This window comes from Clostridium sp. CTA-17, from assembly GCF_054767895.1.
On the sequence record NZ_BAAABF010000001.1, the window covers coordinates 691038 to 716559 of the forward strand.

Consider the following 25522-nt stretch of genomic DNA (forward strand, 5'->3'; position numbering starts at 1 on the left):
AAATTTTTATAGGATAAATTAAAAAGGTATTAAAATACATTAAAAGGAGAGATTTAATTATGCTATATGATTTTAAAGTTAAGGATATTGAAGGAAATGAGGTTTCTTTAGGGGAGTATAAAGGAAAGGTTCTTTTAATAGTTAATACTGCAACAGGATGTGGATTTACTCCTCAATATGAAGGGTTAGAAGTGCTTTATAAAAAATACCATGATAAAGGGTTTGAAATATTAGATTTTCCATGTAACCAGTTCTTTGAGCAAGCACCAGGAAGTAATGAAGAAATAGTTGGATTTTGTAAGTTAAATTATGGAACTACATTTAAGACCTTTGCAAAAGTAGAGGTTAATGGAGAGAATGCTTGTGAATTATACAAATTTTTAAAGAAAGAAGCTCCAATGGCAAAGGAAGATGAAACATCTTTAGGATTTTATGATAAATTAAAAGGCTTAGGATTTACTACAGAGGGAGAAGAAATAAAGTGGAATTTCACTAAGTTTTTAATAGATAAAAATGGTGAAGTTGTTGCTAGATTTGCACCTACATTTGAACCTGAAAAGTTAGATGAATTAATAGAAGAATTATTAGAAGAATAATATATTTTTTAAGAAATAGGCTTATGATTAGATTTTTAATACTAATCATAAGCCTTTTAATATTTTATTTAATGTTTATTAACTTAATATTCATCATAGAGTAATTAATTTGTTATTAAGTCGAATTCTAATAAAGATATACTTAATTGTGATAATTTGTAAAATTTCATTGTAGAAAGGTAAATATGAAATATTAAAGTAGGGGGAAGAATGATAATTCAATGCAAAGACATAAAGAAGACATTTAAGGTTGGAGACACTTCTGTTGAAATTCTAAAGGGAATAAGTTTAGAAATTAATAAGGGAGAATTTACTGCAATTATAGGAGAGTCAGGATCAGGAAAATCTACATTTTTAAATATTTTAGGAGGTATAATGCCTTGTGATGAGGGAGAAATAGTAATAAATCAACATCATATTGAAGGTTTAAATGAAAATGAATTAGCTTTATTTAGAAGAAAAAATATGGGATTTATATTTCAAAGTTATAATTTAATGCCTCAACTTACAGCTTTAGAAAATGTAGAGATGCCACTAATTTTTTCAGGAGTTTCTAAAAAGGAAAGAATAGAAAGAGCAAAATCAATGTTAGAAAAGGTTGGATTAGCTGATAGGATGAATCATAAACCATCAGAATTATCAGGGGGACAACAACAAAGAGTATCTATAGCAAGAGCTTTAATAAATAATCCAAGTGTAATACTAGCTGATGAGCCAACGGGAAATTTAGATAGTAAGACTACCATAGAAATTTTAGATTTATTAAAGGATTTAAATAAAAATTTTAATACAACTTTTGTTGTGGTAACTCATTCACAAGTAGTTTATGAATATGCAGATAGAGTTATAAAAATGGAAGATGGTCTTCTTTGCTAATAAAATAATTAAAATTAATATTTATATAAATTAGGTGAATTTAGGGGGAGAAATTATGAAAAAAAGAAATTTAGGTTTAGTTTTAGCTTTAACTACAATATTGACAACTGTATCAGTTCCACAAAAAGCATTAGGTTTTACAGATAAGGTTTCTAATGCATTATCTGAAATTCAAAATCAAAGTGATAACAGTGAAAATAATAATTCAAGTGGGGGAGAGCAATTAAATACTCAAATAAGCAATATTCAATCAAAGGATTTAATAATAAGTTCAGTATCAATAGATGAAGAGGTTATAGAACCAGGAATACCATTTACATTAACCTTTAAAGTTGAAAATATAAGTGGAAGTAGTATATATGGAGTTTCTCTTAAAATTGTAAATGTTGAGGGAAAAGGAACACTAGATGGATTCATGCCAGTGGGAACAACAAATGAAATATATGTAGGAAGTATTGCACGTAATGATATTAAATATGTTAGCGTGACTTTAGCAAGTGATCCTAATATAAAATCTGGTGTACACAATTTTGTTACTAGTCTTATGTTTAATGAAAAAGGAAAAGAGCAAGAAGAAATAACAAAAGTTATAGGGGTAATGATTCAGAATACTCCAAGTTTAAGTATAAGCGGAGTTACTCCAACTGAAAGTAATATTAGTGCTGCCTTAAGGAATGATAGTAAAACAAAAATAAAAAATGTAAATGCTAAGGTTACTATAGGCACTGAGGTCATGGAACAAAGTATAGGAACTATTGATGTAGAAGGGGAGGAATATATGGATGTGGCAATAACTCCTTCTGAAGAAGAAAGAAATGCTTCCATTGAAGTTACTTATGAAGATGCTACAGGTAAGAAATATAATTTAACAAGTTCATGTATTATACCAGCTATGATGCCTGTGGAAGAGACAGTACCAAAAAAGAATAAATTAGGGTTAATATCATTAATAAAGAGTTTATTCGGATTTTAGGTGAGAATTTATGAAGTTTAATGATTTGTTATCCATAATATGGAGAAATATGTGGAAAAGAAAAACAAGAACAATTTTTACTATGATGGGAGTAATAATTGGGTGTCTTGCAATTTTTATAATAATTTCAATAACAAATGGTTTTGAAAGATACTTAACCTATGAAATGGAAAGTTTAATGGATACTTCAGTAATAAGTATTTATCCTAATTGGAAATCAGAAACTGAAGATAATAAAGATAGTACCACCAAAACTAAGTTAACAGATAAAAATGTTGAAGAGTTGAATAAATTAGGATATTTCTCAGAAGTTATTCCTAAGAGGTATGCTCATACTCAAATAAAATATGGGAAAAATCAGACTTATGCAAGAATATTAGCTAATGATAAGGCTAATTTAATTTCTGAAAGTTCTCTTTTAGCTGGAAAAGTACCTAAAAATAGAAGCAAAGAATTATTACTTGGTTATGATGTAGCTAAGGAACTTTTAGGATACTCTTGGGAAGATAAGGTTAAAGATGATTCTGAATTTCAAAAACTTATTGGAAAAAGAGTAAAGTTAGGAGGAGAAGATTTTGGTTCTGATGACAAAGGAAATCTTCTTAAAAGCAAACAAATAACTTGTAATATTGTTGGGATTTTATCAAGTGGAAATGGTCAGAAAAATTATGAAATACAAGGTTCGCGTAAACTTGTTGAAGATATAATAAAGGGAGCGCCATTAGTAGATGAAGAGTTTTTAAAAGAACAACTTACTACATATGAAGGAATAGATGTTAGGGTAGATGATAAAGAAATGTTAGAATCTTATGAGGGAACATTAAGAAATATGGGATACCAAACAAGTTCTTTTAAAGAATTTGAAAAACAAACAAGATCTATGTTATTGGGTGTCAATATAATCCTTGGTTCCTTAGCAGGAATTTCACTTTTAGTAGCTGCTTTAGGAATAACTAATACTATGGATATGGCTATTTATGAGAGAAATAGAGAGATTGGAGTAATTAAGGTAATTGGTGGAAGTGTAAGAGACGTCATAAAAATATTTGTTGGTGAAGCTTGTGCAATTTCTATTACGGGTGGATTTATTTCAATAATACTTGGAGTATTAGCAACATTAGGAATAAATTCTGTTGCAAAATCAATTACTGAAAATATGATGGGACAACCTATAGAGAAAATATCAGTTCCGAGTTTTTCATTGATTTTAGGAATTCTTGTTTTTTGTTTAGTTATAGGTTTTATTGCAGGGATACTTCCTGCTAGAAAGGCGGCTAAAACTGATGTAATAACTGCAATAAGATAAAGAAAATAATTTTTTATAAAATAACCGCACATCTTTAATATTTTGATGTGCGGTTTATAATTTAAAGTTAACTAATTATTTAGTCAATTTTTTATTAATCAGATACTCTAACTATTTGAACCCAAGATCCTATTCCTGAATTTATTCCTGTAGATTCTCCTAAGATAGCTGGAGTTACAGAAATTGGTGAAGATATTATTTGTGATAAAACGTTTCTTGTAGAATTATTAACTAAAGCAAATACATCACCAGCATTAGCATTTACGGCAATACTTCCATTTACTACGCCTATTTCACCAGGAGCTACTCTAGGAGTTCCAGATAAAAATACTCTAGAACCATTTCTAAATAGAGATACTATAGCGCTAGATGTGGTATTATTTGTGTTATCTAAATTAAATGACCACATAAATAAATATCTTCCAGGTTCATTTATTGTAAATGTTCCGTTTGCTATATTGGCAGTTATTGCTGTAAAAGTTGAGCCATTAGGATTTTGGATATTATAAGTGAATATACCATTAGCATTAACATTTTGAGAAGTTAATGAGGAATAGCTAACTAATAAGGTATCATCAAAATCTACTCCAGGTTCACCTTGAGGACCTTGAGGACCAATAGGACCTTGAGGACCAGCAGGACCTTGATTACCTTGAGGGCCTTGTGGGCCAGTAGGACCTGTAGCACCTTGAGGACCTTGAGGGCCAGTAGGGCCTTGAGCTCCTTGAGGGCCAACAGGGCCTTGATCACCTTGAGGACCAGTAGGACCTTCAGGACCTTGAGGACCAGTAGCACCTTGAGGACCAGTAGGACCTTCAGGGCCTTGAGAACCAGCAGGACCTTGAGGACCAGTAAGACCTTGCTCACCTTGAGGACCTTGAGGGCCTATAGGACCAACAGGACCTTGATCACCTTGTGGACCTTGTTCGCCTTGAGGACCCGTAGGGCCTTGAGGACCAGTAAGCCCTTGTTCACCTTGTGGACCTTGAGGGCCAATAGGACCCATAGGTCCAATAGGGCCCATAGGACCTATTGGACCACGCTCACCTTGACAGCCCATAGGACCTCTTGGACCTTGAGGACCCCTAGGACCTTGAGGGCCTCTTGGACCACTTGGTCCAGGCTTACAACAATCGCAACAATTGCAATTTATCTCTAAATAGCAATCATCTTTGCAATAACAATCATCTTTACAATAACAGTCATCTTTGCAATAATAATCATCCTTACAATACTCATCATCATAACAATCATATTTATCGTAACAATTTAATCTATTGTAATCATCATAATATCTATTAGGATTATAAACTTTTCTTATCATAACAAAACTCCTTGTATACTATTAAAATCAATTTTATAATATTAGTTTATGAAATTTTTATTATGTTGTTCCAAAATATTTTATATAAAAGGTAAAAGCACTCAAAATAGAGTGCTTTTATTTATAAAATTTAATATGTTTATTCCTAAAATATCAGATAGAATTAAGGTTATATTATATAAAATAAGAAGAAAATTAAATATTTTTAGTATTTTATTTATTAGCTTTTCAGTTTTTGATCCAGTTTTAATTTTGGCTATCTTGAAATTAGTTTTCCAAGGATAGAAAAGTTCGATTCCTTCTGAGGTTAAAAAATCTAGAATTAAGTGGGATATATACCCAGCTGTAAATCCTATTGAAATTATTAAGAATATTATGTTGAAGTTACTAATATTTAAAATAATATATAAGGTTAATACTATTAAAGATAGACATAGTAAACTATGCGTAAAGCCACGATGTCTACATTTACTACCTATATGTTTTGAAAGAAAAGGATACATTTGACTAATTGAAGATTTTCTTTGATCTATATCAGGAAATAGGGATCCTATATAAGAAAAATGAAAAAATAATGCTATTAATAAAATTTTATAAGCTATATCATATGGAAATAAAAACAGGCTTAAAATTGTATTTAACATTATTAAAGAAATGCATACGCCTCCAGTTGAATGAGTTTCTTTTGTCATAAAATCTCCTTTAAAAATAATTATCATTAGTTTATATTAAAAATATTATCATAATATTCATTTTACATAAAGAAGAAAAAAATAAAAATCCTAAAAATAGAGTGGACAGTTCTATTTCTAGGATCAATAGTTATGGTGGTAATTTTATGTAAGGTTTTTTACTAAATTAAAGTAAAATCATTAATAAGTAATTATTTATTTTTAATTACAATTATGGAATATGCAATTGAAAATATTGATATTAAAGCAAGTATGGGACTTATAATATTTGAAACAACTTCTAAAGATGTAAAATAAGATACTCTTTGTTCAATATATAAAGCTATGCTATTTTTAAGTATTAAGGGAGAAAAAAGAGTTATTAATGTAATTAAAATTGCACTTGTTAAAATCCTTTTTGTATGTTTCAAAAAAAATCACCCCTTGCTTAATAAAAATAAATATTTACTTAAGAAATATTACAAGTGTATTCTAACAATAATTTAAAGATGATGGAATAGTTTGTGCGTAACTGGTCAAAAAACAGGTAAAAGTGGGCAAAGTATGTAAAATGTAATCTTTAATTTTGAAAAATTTATTATAATTAACTTGCGAGAATTTTAATTTGAATTGGAGGTTTTATTGTGAATAAATTATTAAAATGGGCTACTGAGATAGATTCTATTGCTCAAGCAGGATTAACTTACTCTAAAGATGTGTATGATATAGATAGATTTAATCAATTAAAGAATATTGCAGCTGATATTATTAGTGAAAGTACTAATTTAGAATTACATAAAGTTAAGGAAGTTTTATTTGAAGAAAGAGGATATTTAACCCCTAAGGTTGATGTAAGGGCTGCTATAATAAAAGAAAATAAAATTTTATTGGTAAAAGAAAAATTAGATGGCACTTGGAGTTTGCCAGGAGGATGGGCTGATATAAACTTATCAGTATCTGAAAACATAAAAAAAGAAGCATATGAGGAAGCTGGTGCAAAGGTTAAACCTAAAAGCATAATTGCAATTTTAGATAGAAATAAACATAATAAACCTTTAATGGTTCAAAGTATTTATAAAATCTTTATTCTTTGTGATCTTTTAGATGTTAATTTTAATGATAATATTGAGACTGAGACATGTGGATTTTTTGAACTAAATAATCTTCCAAAGTTATCTTTGACTAGAAATACAAAAGAACAAATACAGATGTGTTTTGAAGCATATAATAACCCAAGCTTTAAGCCTAAATTTGATTAAATTTTATTATATTAAAAGCCATAATATTTAAGTTCAAAATTAAAAATTTAAATATTATGGCTTTTAGATTTTAGTTAAATAAGAAAGAAGATATTTAGAAGCCGCGTTTTTTTGCTTCTATTCCACTTTCATTTATTCCTGGCTCTTCTATACTTGTGTTAATATGATTTTTAGCCCATTGATTTTGAGTTTTATGGCCATTAGCTAAGTAATTTTCTTTAGAATATTCTTTTTTGTTTTTACTTTTCATAAAATCAACTCCCTATATGTTTATATTATTAGTATGTAAAAAATTTTAAAAATTATATTGTAAATTAGAGCCATATTTGTATGATATAATTCATATTAAATATAATTTTTGTTTTAGGAGATACAAGTATGAAAGTTTGGAAAATAGAGTTACCTAAAATTCCTTTAGAATTAAATAAGGTAGATGATGTAGCAGAAGAAATTTTGAAAGAAGAAAAACTAGAGGAAGTTATAATAGAAAATGTAATTATAGAAAATTTAGAAGAGAGTTCAATAAAGCTTGATTCATGTATATTTAAAAATGTTATATTTATAAACTGCAATTTTAATAGAATAGATATGACAGATGTAAAATTTGAAAAGTGTGATTTATCTAATTGCGAATTCTTTGATGGTGGGTTTTATAGAGTAGAGTTTAAAGGCTGTAAAATCATAGGAAGTAGATTTGATGAATCATCATTAAACAATATTTCTTTTAAAGATTGTTTGGGAAAATATATTAATTTATCTTTTAGCACTTTAAAAGAGGTGGAATTTAAAGATTGTGATTTAACAGGAGCTGTGATTCAAGAGGCTAATCTAAAAAAAGTTAATTTTCAAAATGTGAATTTTAAAGAGTCTATATTTAGAGGAAGCAATATTAAGGATATTGATTTTAGAACTTGCAATATAGAAGATATAGATTTAAACATGGAAAACTTAAAAGGTGGAATTTTTACAACTTATCAAGCTTTAGAGTTAAGTAAATTTTTAGGGATTATAATAAAATAGATAGAGCTAGACAGATAAAATGTAATTATCTACTTACCTTTATTAGAGAGTATTTGCTTATATACGTATATAATTAAATTATTACTAAAAACTGATATTATAAATCTAATTTATATTGACAATACAATAAAAAAGTAATATCTTAATTTTATAATTAATTGTATAAAATTTAATGTAGCATATTTAAAGGATTAAAGGGAGCTATTATGGATAAATATAATATTTTAAAGTTAGAAAACCAACTTTGTTTTAGATTATATGCTTCTTCAAGAGAAGTTATAAAGAAATATAAACCTATTTTAGATCAATATAATTTAACTTACACACAATATTTAACAATGCTTGTTTTGTGGGAAAATGAAAAAATAACAGTTAAAGGAATTGGTGAAAAATTACATCTTGACTCTGGAACTTTAACACCTCTTATAAAAAAATTAGAAAAGATGAATCTTGTAACAAAATATAGATCAAAAGAGGATGACAGAGTTGTAATAGTTGAATTAACAGATGAGGGAAGAAATTTAAAAGATGATATGATAGATGTGCCAAGAAAGGCTTTTTGTTCTTTAGGAATAGAAAAAGAGCAAATATTAGAACTTAAGAAAAATTTAGACTCATTACTAGAAATATTAAAATAAAAAGCATGTATATAAGCATATATACATGCTTTTTTTTTATTAAATAGGGATAAATTTACGTGTTATATAGTAAATTTTATTTTTTAGTTAAGACAAGAGCAAAAATAAATAGAATTATACATAAAGTCTTTAAGATTAATTCTTAAAGACTTTTTTTATAAAATTTTAAGAAGAAAATCTTTATACAATCTTAATACTAACAAATAAAACTCTAACGCCATCTTAATACGCTTTTAAATATAATAATTTAAGAAAGGGGAGAGAAATATGGATTTAATTTTAATCATCACTGGATTAACATTTTTAATACTATTTATTTACCTTTGGTATATATTGCTTAGGGGGGAGAAAAATGAGTAATGCAATTTTACAGTATTCTTTATACTTAATAATTTTAGTTCTATTAGCGATTCCGTTAGGAAAATATATCGGAAAAGTTATGAATGAAGAAAAGGTATTTTTATCAAAATTAATATTACCTTGTGAAAATTTTATATATAAGGTTCTAGGAATCAATGAAGAGGAGATGGATTGGAAGAAATATTCATTTTCAGTTTTAGCATTTAGTGCTGTAGGATTTATATTTTTGTTTGTTTTGAATTTGTTACAAGGAGTATTACCATTGAATCCTGAAGGAATAAGTGGAAGTTCATGGGATTTGAGTTTTAATACAACAGCAAGTTTTATTACAAATACAAATTGGCAGGCCTATTCTGGTGAAAGTCAATTAAGTTATTTAACTCAGATGCTTGGATTAACAGTTCAAAACTTTTTATCAGCAGGAGTTGGTATTGCTGTTTTGTTTGCTTTAATAAGAGGATTTACAAGGGTAAACAAAAGTGGATTAGGAAACTTTTGGAGGGATTTAACAAGGATTGTTCTTTATTTATTAGTTCCTCTTTCAATAGTTCTTTCAATACTATTAGTTTCGCAGGGAACAGTACAAAATTTTAAACCTTATGAAGAGGTAGCTTTACTAGAGGAAATTGTTTTAGATGATGGAAGTAGAGTTACTAGTCAAATAGTACCTCAAGGACCAGCAGCAAGCCAGGTAGCTATAAAACAGTTAGGAACTAATGGAGGAGGTTTCTTCGGAGTAAACTCAGCTCATCCTTTAGAAAATCCAACAGCTTTTTCAAATTTATTAGAAATGTTATCTATACTTTTGATTCCAGCGGCTCTTTGTTTTACCTTTGGTAGAAATATAAAGGATAAAAGACAAGGGAGAGCTATATTTATAGCTATGTTTACTTTGCTTATTGTTGCATTATGCATAATCGGAGTAAGTGAAGCTAATGGAACACCACAATTAGCTCAAAATGGAGATGTAAACTTAGGATATATAGATCAGAGTGGTGGAAATATGGAAGGTAAAGAAAGTCGATTTGGAGTGATTGGTTCCAGTACCTGGGCAGCTTTTACTACAGCAGCATCAAATGGTTCTGTAAATTCTATGCATGATAGTTTTACTCCAATAGGTGGAATGGTTACAATGCTTTTAATGCAGCTTGGAGAAGTTGTATTTGGAGGTGTTGGGTGTGGTCTTTACGGAATGATAGCATTTGCAATAATAACTGTGTTCATAGCAGGGCTTATGGTTGGAAGAACTCCAGAATATTTAGGTAAAAAAATAGAGCCTTATGAGATGAAAATGGCAATGCTTATATGTTTAGCAACTCCTATTTCTATACTTATAGGAAGCGCTTTAGCATCTATTAATCCAGAAATACTAGATAGTTTAACTAATTCAGGAGCCCATGGCTTTTCAGAAATTTTATATGCTTATTCTTCAGCAGGAGGAAATAATGGATCAGCTTTTGCAGGCTTAGGGGCTAATACTGTATTCATAAATGTAAGTATAGGATTAATCATGTTATTTGTTAGATTTGTACCTATGATTGCAACTCTTGCCATTGCAGGTTCCTTAGTGAAAAAGAAAAAAGTTGCAACTAGTGTAGGAACATTGCCAACCCATAATGTATTATTCATAGGATTACTAATTTTTGTAGTTTTATTAGTAGGTGCTTTAAGCTTTTTTCCAGCACTTGCTTTAGGTCCTATCGCTGAGTTTTTACAGATGATTGCTTAAGGAGGAGAAAAATATGAAGGAGAAAGAAAATTCTTTATTTAATAGTAAAATGATTAAAAGAGCTATGAAAGATTCTTTTATAAAATTGAATCCAAAGATTCAATTACAGAATCCAGTAATGTTTATAGTATATATAGCTTCTATATTAACAACCGTTTTATATATTTTTTCACTATTTGGAATAAAAGATAACTCACCATCTTTTATATTATTTATTTCAATTTTGCTTTGGTTTACTGTTTTATTTGCTAATTTTGCTGAAGCTATTGCAGAAGGTAGAGGAAAAGCACAAGCTGATGCTTTGCGCTCTGCTAAGAAAGATATTTTGGCTAACAGAATAGAGTCCATAGAGACAAAGGAAAAGGTTAGTAAGGTTAATTCAACAGAGCTAAGAAAAGGAGATTTAATAATAGTTAAGGCCGGTGAACAAATACCTGCTGATGGTGATGTGGTCTATGGAGCTGCATCAGTAGATGAGAGTGCAATAACAGGAGAATCAGCTCCTGTTATAAGAGAAAGTGGAGGGGATAGAAGTGCCGTAACTGGAGGAACTCAAGTTATATCAGACTATATAGTAGTTAAGGTAAGTAATAACCCTGGAGAAAGTTTTATGGATAAAATGATAGCTATGGTAGAAGGAGCCTCTAGAAAGAAAACTCCAAATGAAATAGCTCTTCAAATACTATTAGTTTCTCTTACAATAATATTTTTAGTTGTTACAGCCTCATTATATGCTTATTCAGAATTTGCTTCTAATCAGAATGGAGTTATAAATAGCACTTCAGTGACATCATTATTAGCTTTATTAGTTTGCCTTGCGCCTACAACAATAGGAGCCTTATTATCTGCAATTGGGATAGCAGGAATGAGTAGATTAAATCAAGCTAACGTTCTAGCCATGAGTGGAAGAGCTATAGAAGCTGCAGGAGATGTTGATATTTTAATGCTAGACAAAACTGGAACAATTACCTTAGGAAATAGACAAGCTAGTGAATTTTTACCTGTTGATGGGGCTAATATAGAAGAACTTGCAGATGCTGCCCAATTATCATCTTTAGCAGATGAAACTCCCGAAGGAAGAAGTATAGTTATTTTAGCAAAGGAACAGTTTGGAATTAGAGGAAGAGATTTAAGTTCTTCAAATGCTAAGTTTATTGAATTTACTGCTAAAACAAGAATGAGTGGTGTTGATTTTAATGGAGATGAAATAAGAAAAGGATCAGCAGAATCTATTAAAAAATATATAACTGAACATGGTGGGGATTTTTCTGATGAATGTGAAAAAAAAGTTGAAGAAATTGCTAGGAAAGGAGGAACTCCCTTAGTAGTAGCTAAAAATTATAAAGTTTTAGGAATAATATATTTAAAAGATATAGTAAAAAGAGGTGTTAAAGAAAAATTTTCTGATTTAAGAAAAATGGGAATAAAGACAATAATGATAACTGGAGATAATCCACTTACTGCAGCAGCAATTGCAGCAGAGGCTGGGGTTGATGACTTTTTGGCGGAAGCAACTCCAGAAGGTAAATTAAATATGATAAAAGATTTTCAAAAGAAGGGACATTTAGTAGCTATGACTGGAGATGGAACTAATGATGCACCAGCACTAGCTCAGGCAGACGTAGCTGTAGCTATGAACACAGGGACACAAGCAGCTAAAGAGGCTGGAAATATGGTGGATTTAGATTCATCGCCAACTAAATTAATAGAGATAGTAAAAATAGGGAAACAACTTCTTATGACTAGAGGTGCACTTACAACTTTTAGCATAGCTAATGATATAGCAAAATATTTTGCCATAATTCCTCCACTTTTCATAGGGTTATTTCCTGAATTATCAAGGTTAAATATAATGAAGCTTCAAAGTCCAGAAAGTGCCATATTATCTGCAGTTATATATAATGCCTTTATAATAATATTTTTAATTCCTTTAGCTCTTAAGGGAGTTAAATACAGAGAGGTTTCAGCAAATAAGTTATTATCAAGAAACTTATTTGTATATGGATTAGGAGGAATTATAGCTCCATTTATAGCTATAAAAGGTATAGATATTTTAATAACAATGTTAGGGATAGTTTAGAGAGGAAGATTAATATGAAAATTATCAGGAAGTCTATTTTAGCTGTTTTAATTTTTACAATATTATGTGGAATAATTTATCCAGTATCAACAACTGTGTTAGCACAAGTTTTCTTTAAAGAAGAGGCAAATGGAAGCATTATAGAAGTAGATGGTAAAAAATATGGAAGTGAGTTATTAGGTCAACAATTTACAGATAATAAATATTTGTGGGGAAGGATTATGAATATAAATGTAGAAATGTTTAAGGATAGCAATGGAAAACCATTAATGTATTCATCTCCATCAAACTTAAGTCCAGCAAGTGAAGAATATGAAAAGTTAGTAAAAGAGAGGGTAGAGAGAATAAGAAGTTACAATAAAGATAAGGAAGAAGAACCTATTCCTGTAGATTTGGTAACTTCATCAGGTAGTGGATTAGATCCACATATATCTGTTGCCGCAGCAAAATATCAAGTAGATAGAATTGCTAAGGAGAGAAATTTAAGTGTAGATTATGTTAATGAAATAATAGATAAATACACTACGGGAAGATTTTTAGGTGTTTTTGGAGAAAAAACAGTTAATGTTTTAAAAGTTAATCTTGCTTTAGATGGTATATTAAAAGAATAGGAGGATTATAAATGAGGGAAACTCGTCCTAATCCACAGGAAATATTAAAAGAAATAAATAAGAATGAAAAAGATAGTAAAAGAGGAAAACTTAAAATTTTCTTTGGATATGCTGCTGGGGTTGGGAAAACATATGCAATGTTAGAAGCGGCACATTCAGCAATTACTATGGGACTAGATGTTGTAGTTGGATATATTGAGCCTCATACAAGACCAGAAACCCTAGCACTTTTAGAAGGATTAGAATTATTACCTAATTTAGAAGTAGCATATAGAGGATTGGTATTAAGGGAATTTAATTTAGATTTAGCTTTAAGTAGAAAACCAGATTTAATCATTGTGGACGAGTTAGCTCATACCAATGTTAAGGGACTTAGACATGAAAAGAGATATAGTGATATAGAGGAATTATTAGATGCTGGCATAGATGTTTATACCACTCTTAATGTTCAACATATAGAGAGTTTAAATGATGTAGTGGCATCTATAACTAATATAGTTGTTAAAGAGAGAATACCTGATAGAATATTTAAAAATGCTTTTCAAATTGAATTGATAGATGTAGATCCATCCGTCTTAATTGAAAGATTAAATAGTGGAAAAATATATGTTAAAAATCAAGCGAAAAAGGCATTAAAAAACTTTTTTATAAGAGAAAACTTAGTTGCTTTGAGAGAGTTAGCCTTAAGAGAGACTGCCAATAGTGTAAATAAAGAGGTTATGATAAATAAAAATGAAAATTTTTATCATACTAATGAGCATATATTGGTATGTTTAAGTTCTTCTCCTTCAAATAGTAAAGTAATTAGAACAGCAGCAAGAATGGCAGAAGCCTTTCATGGAAAGTTTACTGCTTTATTTGTTGAAACAACTTCATCAAGAGAATTAAAAGAAGGAAATATTGAAAGATTAAGAGCGCATGTTAAATTAGCAAAAGATTTAGGCGCTAAAATAGAAACAGTTTATGGAGATGATGTTGCATATCAAGTTTCAGAGTTTTCTAAGATTAGTTCAGTTTCAAAAGTTATAATAGGGAGAACAAAGAAGAAAAGACATCTATGGTCAAGATTTGGTATTGTAGACAGATTAATAGAATTAGCTCCAGAGCTAGACATTTATATAATACCAGATGAAGAAGAAAATGTAGAAGATATAAATAAAATTTGCTTAAATAAAGAAAAAATAACAATTAAAGATTCTTTAAAAACTTTGGGGATTTTAATTATTACAATTATTATAAGCTTATTCTTTGAAAATTTAGGTTTTAGTGAAGCTAATATAATAATAGTATTTATTTTAGGTGTTTTAATTATAGCAAAGGAGACTTATGGAAGAATATATGGAGTTATATCTTCCTTATTTAGTGTTTTACTTTTCAACTTTTTCTTCACTGAACCTAAATTTACTTTTAATGCTTATGATTCAAGTTATATATTTACATTTTTCATAATGCTTGTCTCAGCTTTAATAACTAGTACTCTTACAAATAAAGTTAAAGTACAGGCCAATAAATCAGCAATAACAGCATATAGAACAAATATTTTATTAGAATCTAGTAGTGAGCTTGGAAGATGTTCAGATTTAGAAGAAATTATTTTAAAGTCTCAAGAGCAAGTTAGTAGATTAGTAAAAAAACCTGTAGTAGTTTATAAGGTGAAAAATAGTCAAATTGAAAATATATATAATTATAAATTCAAAGATGGAAGTGAATTAAGTAATAAATATATTAATTTAGACGAACAGGGAGTAGTACTTTGGGTTATCAACAATAGAAAATATGCTGGAAAGGGTACAGAAACATTACCTGGAGCTAAAGCTATGTATATTCCTGTATTAGGACAAGAGGATATAGGCATAGTAATAGGGATAATTTTAGAAGAAGGAGAGGAATTAGAGGAAGGGGAAAAATCCTTACTAATTGCAATGATAAATCAAGTATCTTTTGTCATAGATAATTATATTTTAGAAGAAGCAAAGAAGCAGGCTTTAATGCAAGCTGAGAATGAAAAATTTAAAGCAAATTTATTAAGGGCTGTTTCTCATGATTTAAGAACACCCTTGACAAGTATATCTGGAAGTGCAAGTTTGCTTTTAAATAATAATTTTGACGAAGAAACTAAAAGAAAGTTAACATTAGATATATATGATGATTCAATTTGGTTAATAAACTTAGTTGAAAATTTACTTTCTGTTTCAAGAATAGATAATGGAAATATAAATTTAAATAGAGAAGCTCAATTAGTAGAAGAAATTATTTTAGAGGCTTTGCAACATGTTAATAGAAATGCCTGTGACTATAATATAGAAATTGATTTGAAAGATGAATTGTTAATGGTTAATGCTGATGTAAGACTTATAATACAAGTAATAATAAATATTGTTGATAATGCAATAAAGTATACAGAAAAAGGATCAAATATAAAAATAAGTGCCTTTTCAAAAGGAGATAATGTAATAATTGAGATAGCAGATAATGGTGTAGGAATTAGCAAAGAAGACAAGGAGCATATATTTGATATGTTTTTTACATCTAAGAAAAATATTAGTGATAGTAGGAGAGGATTAGGATTAGGATTAGCTTTGTGTAAATCAATTATAAATGTACATGAAGGAGAAATATATGTTAGAGATAATAAACCTAGGGGAACTATAATTGGCTTTAGTTTGCAGAGAGTTGAGGTGAATAAGAATGAAACCAGCAATTTTAGTTATTGAAGATGAAAAAGCCATAAGAAATTTTGTAACAGCTACATTAGAAATAAATTCATATCAGTGTCATACGGCTGCTAATGGTTCACAAGGAATGATTTTAGCAATATCAAAAAGACCAGATATTATAATACTAGATTTGGGACTACCTGATATGGATGGCATAGAAATAATTAAAAAAGTAAGAGAATGGTCAAATTGTCCAATAATTGTAGTTAGTGCAAGAAGTGAAGATAGAGATAAAATTGAAGCCTTAGACTTAGGGGCTGATGATTATTTGACTAAACCATTTAGTGTAGATGAGTTAATGGCTAGAATAAGAGTTGCTATAAGAAAAATGAACTATGATAGAAATAATACACAGGAAATACAAGAGTTTGTAAATGGAGACTTAAAAATTGATTATACTTCAGGATGTGTATTTTTAAATAAAGAAGAGATACATTTGACTCCAATTGAATATAAATTACTATGTTTACTTTCTAAAAATGTTGGAAGAGTTCTTACTCACAATTATATATTAAAAGAAATTTGGTCTAGCACTTGTGAAAGTGATATTCCTTCATTACGAGTTTTTATGGCAACTTTAAGAAAAAAATTAAGCAAAAAGGCTATGGATACAAATTATATACAAACCCATATAGGGGTTGGATATAGACTACTTAGAATTCAAGATAAGGATAGTGAACTTTAATATGAGTATTATAATTTCAAAGTGTTTAATAGATGATTTAATAGAACAAATTGAGTTTATAATGAAAAAGGTAGAGGGGTTAAAAGAGAGTACCTATATAAAAGAATCTCTAAAGAAAGCAAGAAAGTATATTTGCTCTAGAGAATATGATAAGGCTGAATTATTATTAAAAAATGCTTTAATAATTAATAGTAGTTCAGCAGAAATAGAAAACTTACTTGGAGTAATTGAAGAAAAAAGAGGAAATGTTTTGTTAGCACAAAGATATTATAGGGCAGCATTAGCCTTTGAACCTTGTTATTTACCTGCTGATAACAATTTAAAGAGAACTGTTTTTTATAATAGTGGTATATCAAAATTTGATTTGGGATAAATGAGTTAAGAGAGATCTCCTATATATTAAATTAGTTATTTAATATATAGGAGATTAATTATTGGAAGTTTGTTAATAAAACTAATTTTAAGTATTATAATAATTTTTATATAGCATATTTATTGATAGATTAAAAAATGAAAATGTTTAAAAATAGTATAGAGATAGTTGTTTTATTTTTAACAAAATACTTTTGGTATGATAAAATTAATCTGAAATTTTTAAACAAAGGATGTCGTAATATGAAATATAAAAGATATTTTATATCACTTTTACTTATTTTAGCTATGGTAAGTATTGCAGAAATTACAGGGGAAAGAGAGATAATATTTCCAGAGGTGGCCGCTTTAGTTGTGGGATCTTGGGTTTTAGAAAAGCAACCTTGGAAGGTTAGCAAATTAGGATTAGTAGGTCTTATGACACTATGCTCTATAGTAGGGGTACTTATTGTAAGATATGTTAACTTAGGGTTAACTATGGAAGTTTTAATAGGATTAGTTTTTACTGGGCTTATATTAAAGCTATCAAAAACAACTCTTGTACCAATTATTTCAGCTTGTATTTTACCTATTGTACTTAGAACTGAGACTTGGGTTTATCCAATATCAGTATTTATACTTACTATACTTATAGTTTCAATTAAGTATTTTATAGAAGATTATGGAGCAAGTGAAGCGGTAAGAGAAGAATTTAAAGAAGAAATTGTTAAACTTGAAAGAAATACTTCACTTAGAAAAAAAGAATTTATTAGATTATTGAAGATATTTATTACTGTGGGTATTTTAACATATTTTTCTGTTAAATTTAATATTACTTTATTAATAGCACCACCTTTAATAGTTGCTTTTATAGAACTTACAAATGAACATTGTAAGTTTAGACAGCGTTCAAAAAGTTTATTATTCTTGTTTATTGTTGTAGCTATTTTAGGATTTATATTTAGAATTGGATTTAACGAATATTTAGGAATGCCTTTATGGCTTTGTACTATTTTTCTATTAATTAGTTTATTTATATGTCTTGAAATATTTAATATGTACTTTCCACCAGTTGCAGCAATTGCTGTTTTGCCAATGCTATTAACTAGTAAACAAGTAATGTTTTATCCATTTCAAATTGCTATAGGATGCTTTATATTTATAACTATTGCTATGATTTTTTTTAGAGAAGAAAAATGTATTGTTGACACTTTTAAGAATTAAAATAAATTTATTAAAAAAATAATTGGTCATAGAAATTTATGACCAATTATTTTTTTTAGGAATTTTTATTATTATAGTTAACTTTGAATTATAGTCCTTCTAGCTTATTTAGAATCATCATCATGAACTTCTATATCTATTACTCCTATTGTTTCACTTGTAACTTCTTCTTCAGCTTTTTCTATTTTTTCAAGTTCTGTATCAATTTTATTATCAATATTTGAAATTTGTTTTTTTAGTACATTGTTTTCATATCTTCTATATATTAACCATGCTAAGAATCCAAATATAATAGGACCAGAAATTTGGAAGATTACAGCAACATAATCTTTATTTTCTGAAGTAAGAGGTTGTATTATTGTAAATATATTAGCAAAACCAACTGTTAATGTTACTATGATAGACCAAACTAAAGCGCTCTTATAATTTTTATATACTTCAAAAGGTTTTACAATTTCTTTTTTCTTTTTGAAGAATGAAAAAGCAAAGGATAAAAACATATAAGGTAATGTCATGGCTACATTCCCCATAAGTATTAAATAGTTAAAAAATTTAGATGAATCTTCGCCACCCATTGAGCAACATAAAACAAATATAATTACTGTTATACATTGAATCCACATAGCTGTAGCTGGCATATTTTCTTTGTTTAATCTTGTCCATTTTTCAGGCCAAATATCTTTAGGAGTACCTTCTATTAATTGTTTTAAAGGAGAGTAGCTTAAAGCGAAGAATGCACCTATAAGTGCTAAAAACATTGAAAGTCCTATAAATCTAGCAAAGAAGTTACCTAACATTGTACAAGCATTAGCACTTAAGCCAATTGCTTCACCTATGTAATAACCAAGATAATTTACTACAATATATGCTATATTTGCCATATTTACATCAGGACCAGTTAAGTCTCTATTCCAATTAACAAAGAAACCAATACATAAAATTCCTATTGCATAACCAATAACAATTACAAAGGCAGAAATTTTTATTCCCTTAGGGAAATTCTTTTTAGGATTTTCAGTTTGGTCAACTAATCCACCAACTACTTCTATTCCACCATAAGCAAATATTGCAAATACAACGAAGCCAAGTACGCCTAAAGGGGATTGATATGCAGGGTTTGGAGAATGTATGAACTGTTCAATATTAAAACCTTGAGCTGATTCAAAACCATTGCTTGCTAGTACGAAAAAACCACCAAGAATTAAAACTACATTAGCTAAGGCAACAACTGTTCCTCCTATGGATGTAATTTTTGAAATTTTATTTAATCCTTTAGAAGAAATAAATGTTATTGTTATTAGTAATATTATGGCTAGTACAGCCATTGCACGAGGACCTGTTAAACCTAATATATTCCAAGTAGAAGTTGTATCTTTACCAAAAAACACATTAGATAAAGGAATCCATATAGATGATGATACAGATACCATCCATATTAGATTTGAAGAAAACCACATAAAAGTTACTATAAAAGCAAACTTAGGGTTTACTGATTTAGCCATCCAGGAATATATCCCTCCCTTTTCTTTTCTAAAAGCTGCCCCATATTCAGCCATCATAAAAGCATAAGGAATAAAGAATAAAATAGCTGACATTATATACCATATGATTCCACTGTAACCCATTAAATAAAAGGTTCTTGGCATATTAGTAAAGCCATAAACTGATGTAAAGATCATAAGTATTAAGGCTGTTAGGGTTAATTTGCTTTTTTCTTTTGATTCCATATAAAATCACCTCTCATATATACTTTTAAAACCCTATTTTTCTTAAGTATACAAATAATAACAATTAAATTAAAGTAAAGTATGTTAATAAATTAATTATCTGTTAATAAAAACAAGATAAAAGTATATATAAAAGAATTTATTTTTATAAAATGAGTAAATTTTCAATAAATTTTATAGAAAAATCATAAATTTACCATAATTTATAAAAATAATTGATATAGATAGTTTGATTAATTATATTTTTCTTTGGTAAATTATTAGAATATAATGATATATTTCTTAAGTATGGATGGAAGTTATATTAAATGAAATAAAGAATAGTTTCTAGAATAATTAGAGCAAATGGACAACTTAAGATTGTAATCATATAATTTAAATATATAAAGTTTTTGGGTGATTTAATGTCATTAAAAAATCAAAGATATTTATGGATTTTAGGAATAGTATATTTTTTTATAGTAACTATAGTTTTCCTTATAGAAGGTTCATATTTGGTGTGGCTTAGCATAATAACTTCTTTTTTGTTAGGTATTTAAAGTAAAGAAAAATTTAAAAGATACATAGGTATTTTTTAGATTGAACTATATTATTAGAAAATATAATTTCATAAATAGTTAATATATGCTAGGAATAAAGAAAAAAGAAGTACACAGACTATTTTTGAGGTGATATTAATGAGTAAAAAAAATAACAACAAAAAACATATAAATCATAATCCTCAAAGTGAAAGTGTAAAAGCTGTTTTTGGAGAACCAAAAGCAAAGGGAGATGAATTCACTCCAAAAACTTTTAAGTAATTTAAGGATTTTCAAAAACATAATAGCAATTCAAACTAATATAAGGAAAGGTAATTTACAACAATTTACCTTTCCTTATATTAATTTGAATTAGAAGAATCAGAAGGGGAGTCCTCTAAATAAGTATATGTATTTCTTCCTTTATTTTTAGATATATAAAGTGCTTTATCACAAAATTTAAGTGAATTCTTTAAATCTTTCTTAGAATATGTAGTACATATTCCAATACTAAAAGTTACATGCTTTGAAACCTTTGAATATTCATGTTTTAGGTTAAGATTATCTAAATTTTCTTTGATTCTTTCAGCATAATTAATAGAAGAATATTTTGAAGCACCTTTTAGTAAAACACAAAATTCTTCGCCACCATAACGTGCAACTATATCTTCTTTACGAGAATTTTTTTTGAGTACTGATGCTATATTTTTTAATACAAAATCACCTGCTTGATGACCATAATTGTCATTATAAAGTTTAAAATAATCCACATCAATCATTAAAAATGAAATAGGTAAATCTCTTTCTTTTAAATTATTAATATAAGAATCCAAAAAACGTCTATTGTAAATATTACAAAGTCCATCTTTTAAGGAGTCTAGCTTTGAGTCCCTAGCTTTTTTAAAATAGAAAATAATCAATAGAATAGACAGTAAGAATAATAATATCAATATAACAATAGTATCTTTTAAAAATGGTAATTCATGATTATTTATAATTTTATTATCTATGTAATATTTAAAGTCACAGTCATTTATATTTTTTATTGAAGTTTGTTTTTCGTAATATTTATTTATTAAAATATCTGCATTCTTATTATCATTTAATTTTTTATAAATTGAGATTCTTTCACTAATAGAAAATAATGAAATATAAGTAGCACCTTCATTATCAGCTAATTCTTCTAGCTTTGAAAAATAATCTAATGCTAAAGTGAACTCCCCAATATTTTCATAGTACATACCATAAGAACGTGTTTTTATCATTTCCAATTCAGAATATATATCATCATTACCATTAGCCTTATAGTCTAAACTTTCTATTTCGGAAATATAGTTTGGTATTAAATCAATATTATGTTCTGAAATTGCTGTTATTATTAAATATGAATTTAAAAGTATTTTTAAATCTTCTGAACCATTTTCAGTAAGATTATTAGCAATAGTAGATGCTTTTTTTATTGTAGCATTAAAATCAGTCATATCATTTACAGAAAAATAAGTTTCAGCTAAATTTAATAGAGCGTATTCTTTAAGGGAAGAATTTTCATTTTTTATTATTAAAGGTGAATTTAGTATCTTTTCTAATATGTTAGTTGCAGTAACAGAAGCTCCCATATATCTATAAGCTGATGACATGTTTAATTTAATAATTATTTTTGACTCTTTATCTGCGTATTTAAAAGCTTCTTCATAATAAGATAAAGCATTTAAAAATTTTTCTTGTTGAAGATTTATTACAGCTAAATAATTGTAAATCTTAAACTTTGATTTATTTGGTAAGCTGTTAAACATCTCTTTATTATCTATAATTGAAAAAAGTTGATTTTGAGAATCTGTAAAGTTTCTTTTTTTCATTTCTAAATTTGATTTATATAAAATAATATTAGTTTCTTCTATATATTTTTTTGTTTTTTTATCTGATTTTAATTTATAACAAGTAATTATGATCGAAATAATAATTGTTAAAAAAATTAATGAAATTAAAAGATATTTCTTTTTTTTCTTTTTCATAAATCCCCCTAAAATTGATAAGATCTAGAAATTGTATTATTTAATTGACATACAATTAAAAAGTATACCATAAATTTTGAATAAATGTATATAAAATGAAGAATATATTAATCAGTAAATCTGTTATAGATTTAATTTTAATAAATATATAATAAACAGTTAATCTTAAAGTTACTAATGTAAATTTAATAAATGGTTAACTTTTTTGTGTTTTGATAATGTTTTTTTGATGATTTATATAAAAAATTAAGTTTAATAATGAAATTAAAGGAAAAATTTAGAATTTAAATTATGGTATATTTTAAATGAAATTAATGGATACTAAAGATGAAAATGTTTTTATCTTAGAATAATGAAGAATTAACCTAATTGACTTAGTATATTTAGGTTTATATAATCAAATACGTCATTGAGAAAAATATATAGGTAAGGTGATAAAATGTCGAAAAAAGTAAAAGCTGTATTTACTATATTATTAGCATTATTAGTAGTTGGAGGATTAAGTAAAATATTCTTCAATAGATATAGCAGTGAATATGCTTATAATATAGGTGATACAGTAAAAATCAAGGATCAAAGTTTAATAGTAAATAGTGTTAAAACAAGTATGGGGGAAGGTAATGATAAACCTAAAGAAGGCAATGAGTTCCTTATTCTTAATTTAACTCTTAAAAATAATGGAGATTCAGAGTTAAATTATAATCCATATAGTTTTCAGATTGAAAATGATAATGGCCAAATAAAAGATAGAACATTTACGGCTATTGATGGTAAGGAAGCTTTAGATACGGGAACATTAGCTCCAGGAGAAGAAGTTACAGGAACTATAGTAGTTCAAGAACCTATAGGAGTTAAGGATTTAAAGTTAAATTATGTTCCAAATATATTTAAAAAAGACGTAGCAACAGTTAAACTATAATATTCGACATTTATATACAGTAAAATTCATACTAATAGATTATATTTAAAATACAACAAAATATCTAGAATTTAAAAGGGTAATATTTATTAATATATTACCTTTTTGTTTACATTTTTTTAAATTTATGTTGACTAAGTATAGAGTTTAAAATATAATAAAGTTAATTCATATAAGAATACTAAGAATTAACTTTTATAATATGAAAAGCTGTGATTAGAAAAGTAGAATTAATTTCTTTATTCAGAGAGAGTCTTCTAGGCTGTAAAAGACTTTAAAGAATTTTTTCATGAGTGCATCTATGAGCTTGTTTCCAGAAATAATTTTAGATTATAGTAGGGGAATGCGGGTATGCCCGTTATAGCAGATTGGTATATTTGTACCTAAAGAGATTTTGTAGTTTAAGTAAAAAACTTACTACTTAAAATCAGAGTGGAACCGTAGAATTTTACTTCTGCCTCTGTATAGGGGTAGAAGTTTTTTTGTTTTATTATGTTTATAAATAATTCTTTACATAGAAAATATAAAGTAAAGGGGGGTAAATTGTGAAGAAATTATTTAATAATCTTATTTTCAAATTAATTTTAGGTGTTATATTAGGAATAATAATAGGCACATACTCTTCAGAGGGGCTTATGTCAACAATTGTGACAATTAAGTATGTATTGGGACAAATTATATTTTTCTCTGTTCCACTTATTATTTTAGGATTTATAGCTCCATCTATTGCTAAATTAAAAGATAATGCAAGCAAACTATTAGGATATGCTGTTTTAATAGCTTATTTATCTTCAGTTTTTGCTGCTATTCTTTCAATGATTGCAGGATATGCATTAATACCTAAATTATCTATAGTATCTAATATAGCATCATTAAAGGAATTACCAGAACTTATATTTAAATTAGATATACCACCAGTTATGAGTGTAATGAGTGCGTTAGCTTTAGCATTACTTTTAGGATTAGCTGTTGGATGGACAAAGGCTGATTTAGTAGAAAAGCTTTTAGATCAATTTCAAGCTATAGTACTTAGTATTGTAAATAAAATAATAATACCAATATTACCATTTTTCATAGCAACTAATTTTGCAGCTTTAGCTTATGAAGGAGGATTAAGTAATCAACTTCCTGTATTCTTTAAAGTTATATTAATTGTATTATTTGGTCATTTTATATGGTTAACAATTTTATATTTAATAGGTGGAGCAATATCAAAAGAAAATCCATGGGAAGTTGTAAAGTATTATGGACCAGCATATCTTACTGCTGTAGGAACAATGTCAAGTGCAGCAACATTACCAGTAGCTTTAGAATCTGCAAAGAAATCAAAGGCTTTAAGAGAAGATATAGTGGATTTTGCAATACCATTATGCTCAAACATACATTTATGTGGTTCAGTTCTTACAGAAGTATTTTTTGTAATGACAGTATCTCAAATTTTATATGGTAAAATTCCTAGTTTACCAACTATGATATTATTTATAGTATTATTAGGGGTGTTTGCAATAGGGGCACCAGGAGTCCCAGGGGGAACAGTTATGGCATCGTTAGGCTTAATAATTAGTGTATTAGCCTTTGATGAGGCTGGGACAGCTCTTATGTTAACAATATTTGCTCTTCAAGATAGTTTTGGAACTGCATGTAATGTAACTGGTGATGGAGCAATAGCTCTTATGTTGACAGGTATAGCAAAGAAAAAGAATTTATAATATAAAAAGGTGTACTTTTATAGTACGCCTTTTTATTTTTAATTAAATAATAGGGATTATAAATGAAATTAAGGGGGTAAAAATAATTACTTTAAATCAATAGATATATAATTTGTGTAATTTTAAAAACTAATAAATAATGTGTTTAAATTCACAAAAATACAAGATTTGACTAAAATAAATAGTAAGAGAATTTATAAATAAGTGTATATTTTTA

At 27.7% G+C, this 25522-nt stretch carries 23 protein-coding genes; 17 read left to right on the forward strand and 6 right to left on the reverse strand.

Going from position 1 to position 25522, the window contains the following annotated elements; genetic code table 11:
- The first annotated feature begins 59 nt into the window (after window positions 1-59).
- From ACYUCG_RS02970 to ACYUCG_RS02985, 4 genes are all read left to right on the forward strand, one after another.
- A complete protein-coding gene (locus ACYUCG_RS02970; protein WP_003456157.1) occupies window positions 60-596 on the forward strand; it encodes a glutathione peroxidase in 537 nt (178 codons plus the stop codon).
- A gap of 210 nt (window positions 597-806) precedes the next feature.
- A complete protein-coding gene (locus ACYUCG_RS02975; protein WP_060795381.1) occupies window positions 807-1472 on the forward strand; it encodes an ABC transporter ATP-binding protein in 666 nt (221 codons plus the stop codon).
- Between the two features lie 55 nt (window positions 1473-1527).
- Window positions 1528-2445, forward strand: a complete 918-nt coding sequence (locus tag ACYUCG_RS02980) for a COG1361 family protein (RefSeq protein WP_460268075.1) — start codon at window positions 1528-1530, stop codon at window positions 2443-2445.
- A 10-nt stretch (window positions 2446-2455) separates the two neighbouring features.
- The gene (locus ACYUCG_RS02985; protein WP_460268077.1) at window positions 2456-3751 is read left to right on the forward strand and encodes an ABC transporter permease; all 1296 of its coding nucleotides are present in this window, start codon (window positions 2456-2458) and stop codon (window positions 3749-3751) included.
- A gap of 94 nt (window positions 3752-3845) precedes the next feature.
- Here ACYUCG_RS02985 and ACYUCG_RS02990 read toward each other — a convergent pair whose 3' ends face one another.
- The 3 genes from ACYUCG_RS02990 to ACYUCG_RS03000 form a co-directional block, all read right to left on the reverse strand.
- Complete coding sequence (locus ACYUCG_RS02990) at window positions 3846-5075, reverse strand: collagen-like protein (RefSeq protein ID WP_460268080.1); 1230 nt, start codon at window positions 5073-5075, stop codon at window positions 3846-3848.
- Window positions 5076-5176: 101 nt separating this feature from the next.
- Window positions 5177-5767 carry a metal-dependent hydrolase gene (locus ACYUCG_RS02995; protein WP_333960865.1) on the reverse strand — a complete coding sequence of 197 codons (591 nt, stop codon included), beginning with the start codon at window positions 5765-5767 and terminating at the stop codon, window positions 5177-5179.
- A gap of 191 nt (window positions 5768-5958) precedes the next feature.
- Window positions 5959-6177 carry a hypothetical protein gene (locus ACYUCG_RS03000; protein WP_003468552.1) on the reverse strand — a complete coding sequence of 73 codons (219 nt, stop codon included), beginning with the start codon at window positions 6175-6177 and terminating at the stop codon, window positions 5959-5961.
- A 213-nt stretch (window positions 6178-6390) separates the two neighbouring features.
- Between ACYUCG_RS03000 and ACYUCG_RS03005 the strand changes: the two genes are divergently transcribed.
- Window positions 6391-7005, forward strand: a complete 615-nt coding sequence (locus tag ACYUCG_RS03005; protein WP_003456298.1) for an NUDIX hydrolase N-terminal domain-containing protein — start codon at window positions 6391-6393, stop codon at window positions 7003-7005.
- Between the two features lie 94 nt (window positions 7006-7099).
- On the opposite strand, the gene ACYUCG_RS03010 is transcribed toward ACYUCG_RS03005, so the two are convergent.
- On the reverse strand, window positions 7100-7255 hold the full coding sequence (locus tag ACYUCG_RS03010; RefSeq protein WP_003456266.1) for a hypothetical protein: 156 nt from the start codon (window positions 7253-7255) through the stop codon (window positions 7100-7102).
- Window positions 7256-7383: 128 nt separating this feature from the next.
- On the opposite strand from ACYUCG_RS03010, the gene ACYUCG_RS03015 reads away from it, so the two are divergent.
- From ACYUCG_RS03015 to ACYUCG_RS03055, 9 genes are all read left to right on the forward strand, one after another.
- The gene (locus ACYUCG_RS03015) at window positions 7384-8025 is read left to right on the forward strand and encodes a pentapeptide repeat-containing protein (protein WP_415341649.1); all 642 of its coding nucleotides are present in this window, start codon (window positions 7384-7386) and stop codon (window positions 8023-8025) included.
- 206 nt (window positions 8026-8231) lie between these two features.
- Window positions 8232-8663, forward strand: coding sequence for a MarR family winged helix-turn-helix transcriptional regulator (locus ACYUCG_RS03020; protein ID WP_003477648.1), 432 nt, complete (start codon window positions 8232-8234; stop codon window positions 8661-8663).
- A gap of 352 nt (window positions 8664-9015) precedes the next feature.
- Window positions 9016-10752, forward strand: a complete 1737-nt coding sequence (gene kdpA, locus ACYUCG_RS03025; protein ID WP_460268083.1) for a potassium-transporting ATPase subunit KdpA — start codon at window positions 9016-9018, stop codon at window positions 10750-10752.
- A gap of 13 nt (window positions 10753-10765) precedes the next feature.
- Window positions 10766-12832: a potassium-transporting ATPase subunit KdpB gene (kdpB, locus tag ACYUCG_RS03030; protein WP_415319111.1), complete on the forward strand. Its 2067-nt coding sequence runs from the start codon at window positions 10766-10768 to the stop codon at window positions 12830-12832.
- 14 nt (window positions 12833-12846) lie between these two features.
- Window positions 12847-13443 carry a potassium-transporting ATPase subunit KdpC gene (gene kdpC / locus ACYUCG_RS03035; RefSeq protein ID WP_114651475.1) on the forward strand — a complete coding sequence of 199 codons (597 nt, stop codon included), beginning with the start codon at window positions 12847-12849 and terminating at the stop codon, window positions 13441-13443.
- An 11-nt stretch (window positions 13444-13454) separates the two neighbouring features.
- Window positions 13455-16157, forward strand: a complete 2703-nt coding sequence (locus tag ACYUCG_RS03040; protein WP_460268085.1) for a DUF4118 domain-containing protein — start codon at window positions 13455-13457, stop codon at window positions 16155-16157.
- On the forward strand, window positions 16132-16845 hold the full coding sequence (locus tag ACYUCG_RS03045) for a response regulator (RefSeq protein ID WP_240298085.1): 714 nt from the start codon (window positions 16132-16134) through the stop codon (window positions 16843-16845). Before ACYUCG_RS03040 ends, ACYUCG_RS03045 begins: the two co-directional genes overlap by 26 nt.
- Window position 16846: 1 nt before the next feature.
- Entirely contained in the window at window positions 16847-17218 is a 372-nt protein-coding gene (locus ACYUCG_RS03050; RefSeq protein ID WP_003456405.1) for a hypothetical protein, read from the forward strand.
- Between the two features lie 242 nt (window positions 17219-17460).
- Window positions 17461-18420, forward strand: a complete 960-nt coding sequence (locus tag ACYUCG_RS03055; RefSeq protein ID WP_060795401.1) for a hypothetical protein — start codon at window positions 17461-17463, stop codon at window positions 18418-18420.
- A 104-nt stretch (window positions 18421-18524) separates the two neighbouring features.
- On the opposite strand, the gene yjeM is transcribed toward ACYUCG_RS03055, so the two are convergent.
- A complete protein-coding gene (gene yjeM, locus ACYUCG_RS03060) occupies window positions 18525-20147 on the reverse strand; it encodes a glutamate/gamma-aminobutyrate family transporter YjeM (protein WP_060795403.1) in 1623 nt (540 codons plus the stop codon).
- Between the two features lie 677 nt (window positions 20148-20824).
- On the opposite strand from yjeM, the gene ACYUCG_RS03065 reads away from it, so the two are divergent.
- Window positions 20825-20947 (forward strand): CPC_1213 family protein, encoded by a 123-nt coding sequence (locus ACYUCG_RS03065; protein ID WP_003456254.1) that lies wholly within the window; start codon window positions 20825-20827, stop codon window positions 20945-20947.
- 80 nt (window positions 20948-21027) lie between these two features.
- On the opposite strand, the gene ACYUCG_RS03070 is transcribed toward ACYUCG_RS03065, so the two are convergent.
- Window positions 21028-22677, reverse strand: coding sequence for a GGDEF domain-containing protein (locus ACYUCG_RS03070; RefSeq protein ID WP_460268088.1), 1650 nt, complete (start codon window positions 22675-22677; stop codon window positions 21028-21030).
- A gap of 439 nt (window positions 22678-23116) precedes the next feature.
- Between ACYUCG_RS03070 and ACYUCG_RS03075 the strand changes: the two genes are divergently transcribed.
- Complete coding sequence (locus ACYUCG_RS03075) at window positions 23117-23596, forward strand: DUF4352 domain-containing protein (protein ID WP_460268091.1); 480 nt, start codon at window positions 23117-23119, stop codon at window positions 23594-23596.
- A 545-nt stretch (window positions 23597-24141) separates the two neighbouring features.
- Complete coding sequence (locus ACYUCG_RS03080) at window positions 24142-25305, forward strand: dicarboxylate/amino acid:cation symporter (RefSeq protein WP_011592069.1); 1164 nt, start codon at window positions 24142-24144, stop codon at window positions 25303-25305.
- Window positions 25306-25522 lie beyond the last annotated feature (217 nt).

Bases quoted from the DNA above. Each gene is read 5' to 3' on its own strand.
- ACYUCG_RS02995 (WP_333960865.1), bottom strand. From the start codon at position 5,767: ATGACAAAAGAAACTCATTCAACTGGAGGCGTATGCATTTCTTTAATA.
- ACYUCG_RS02990 (WP_460268080.1), bottom strand. From the start codon at position 5,075: ATGATAAGAAAAGTTTATAATCCTAATAGATATTATGATGATTACAAT.
- ACYUCG_RS02975 (WP_060795381.1), top strand. From the start codon at position 807: ATGATAATTCAATGCAAAGACATAAAGAAGACATTTAAGGTTGGAGAC.
- ACYUCG_RS03050 (WP_003456405.1), top strand. From the start codon at position 16,847: ATGAGTATTATAATTTCAAAGTGTTTAATAGATGATTTAATAGAACAA.
- ACYUCG_RS03075 (WP_460268091.1), top strand. From the start codon at position 23,117: ATGTCGAAAAAAGTAAAAGCTGTATTTACTATATTATTAGCATTATTA.
- ACYUCG_RS03015 (WP_415341649.1), top strand. From the start codon at position 7,384: ATGAAAGTTTGGAAAATAGAGTTACCTAAAATTCCTTTAGAATTAAAT.
- ACYUCG_RS03040 (WP_460268085.1), top strand. From the start codon at position 13,455: ATGAGGGAAACTCGTCCTAATCCACAGGAAATATTAAAAGAAATAAAT.
- kdpA (WP_460268083.1), top strand. From the start codon at position 9,016: ATGAGTAATGCAATTTTACAGTATTCTTTATACTTAATAATTTTAGTT.
- ACYUCG_RS02980 (WP_460268075.1), top strand. From the start codon at position 1,528: ATGAAAAAAAGAAATTTAGGTTTAGTTTTAGCTTTAACTACAATATTG.
- ACYUCG_RS03065 (WP_003456254.1), top strand. From the start codon at position 20,825: ATGAGTAAAAAAAATAACAACAAAAAACATATAAATCATAATCCTCAA.
- ACYUCG_RS03055 (WP_060795401.1), top strand. From the start codon at position 17,461: ATGAAATATAAAAGATATTTTATATCACTTTTACTTATTTTAGCTATG.
- ACYUCG_RS03010 (WP_003456266.1), bottom strand. From the start codon at position 7,255: ATGAAAAGTAAAAACAAAAAAGAATATTCTAAAGAAAATTACTTAGCT.
- yjeM (WP_060795403.1), bottom strand. From the start codon at position 20,147: ATGGAATCAAAAGAAAAAAGCAAATTAACCCTAACAGCCTTAATACTT.
- kdpC (WP_114651475.1), top strand. From the start codon at position 12,847: ATGAAAATTATCAGGAAGTCTATTTTAGCTGTTTTAATTTTTACAATA.
- ACYUCG_RS03045 (WP_240298085.1), top strand. From the start codon at position 16,132: ATGAAACCAGCAATTTTAGTTATTGAAGATGAAAAAGCCATAAGAAAT.
- ACYUCG_RS03020 (WP_003477648.1), top strand. From the start codon at position 8,232: ATGGATAAATATAATATTTTAAAGTTAGAAAACCAACTTTGTTTTAGA.
- ACYUCG_RS02985 (WP_460268077.1), top strand. From the start codon at position 2,456: ATGAAGTTTAATGATTTGTTATCCATAATATGGAGAAATATGTGGAAA.
- ACYUCG_RS03070 (WP_460268088.1), bottom strand. From the start codon at position 22,677: ATGAAAAAGAAAAAAAAGAAATATCTTTTAATTTCATTAATTTTTTTA.
- kdpB (WP_415319111.1), top strand. From the start codon at position 10,766: ATGAAGGAGAAAGAAAATTCTTTATTTAATAGTAAAATGATTAAAAGA.
- ACYUCG_RS02970 (WP_003456157.1), top strand. From the start codon at position 60: ATGCTATATGATTTTAAAGTTAAGGATATTGAAGGAAATGAGGTTTCT.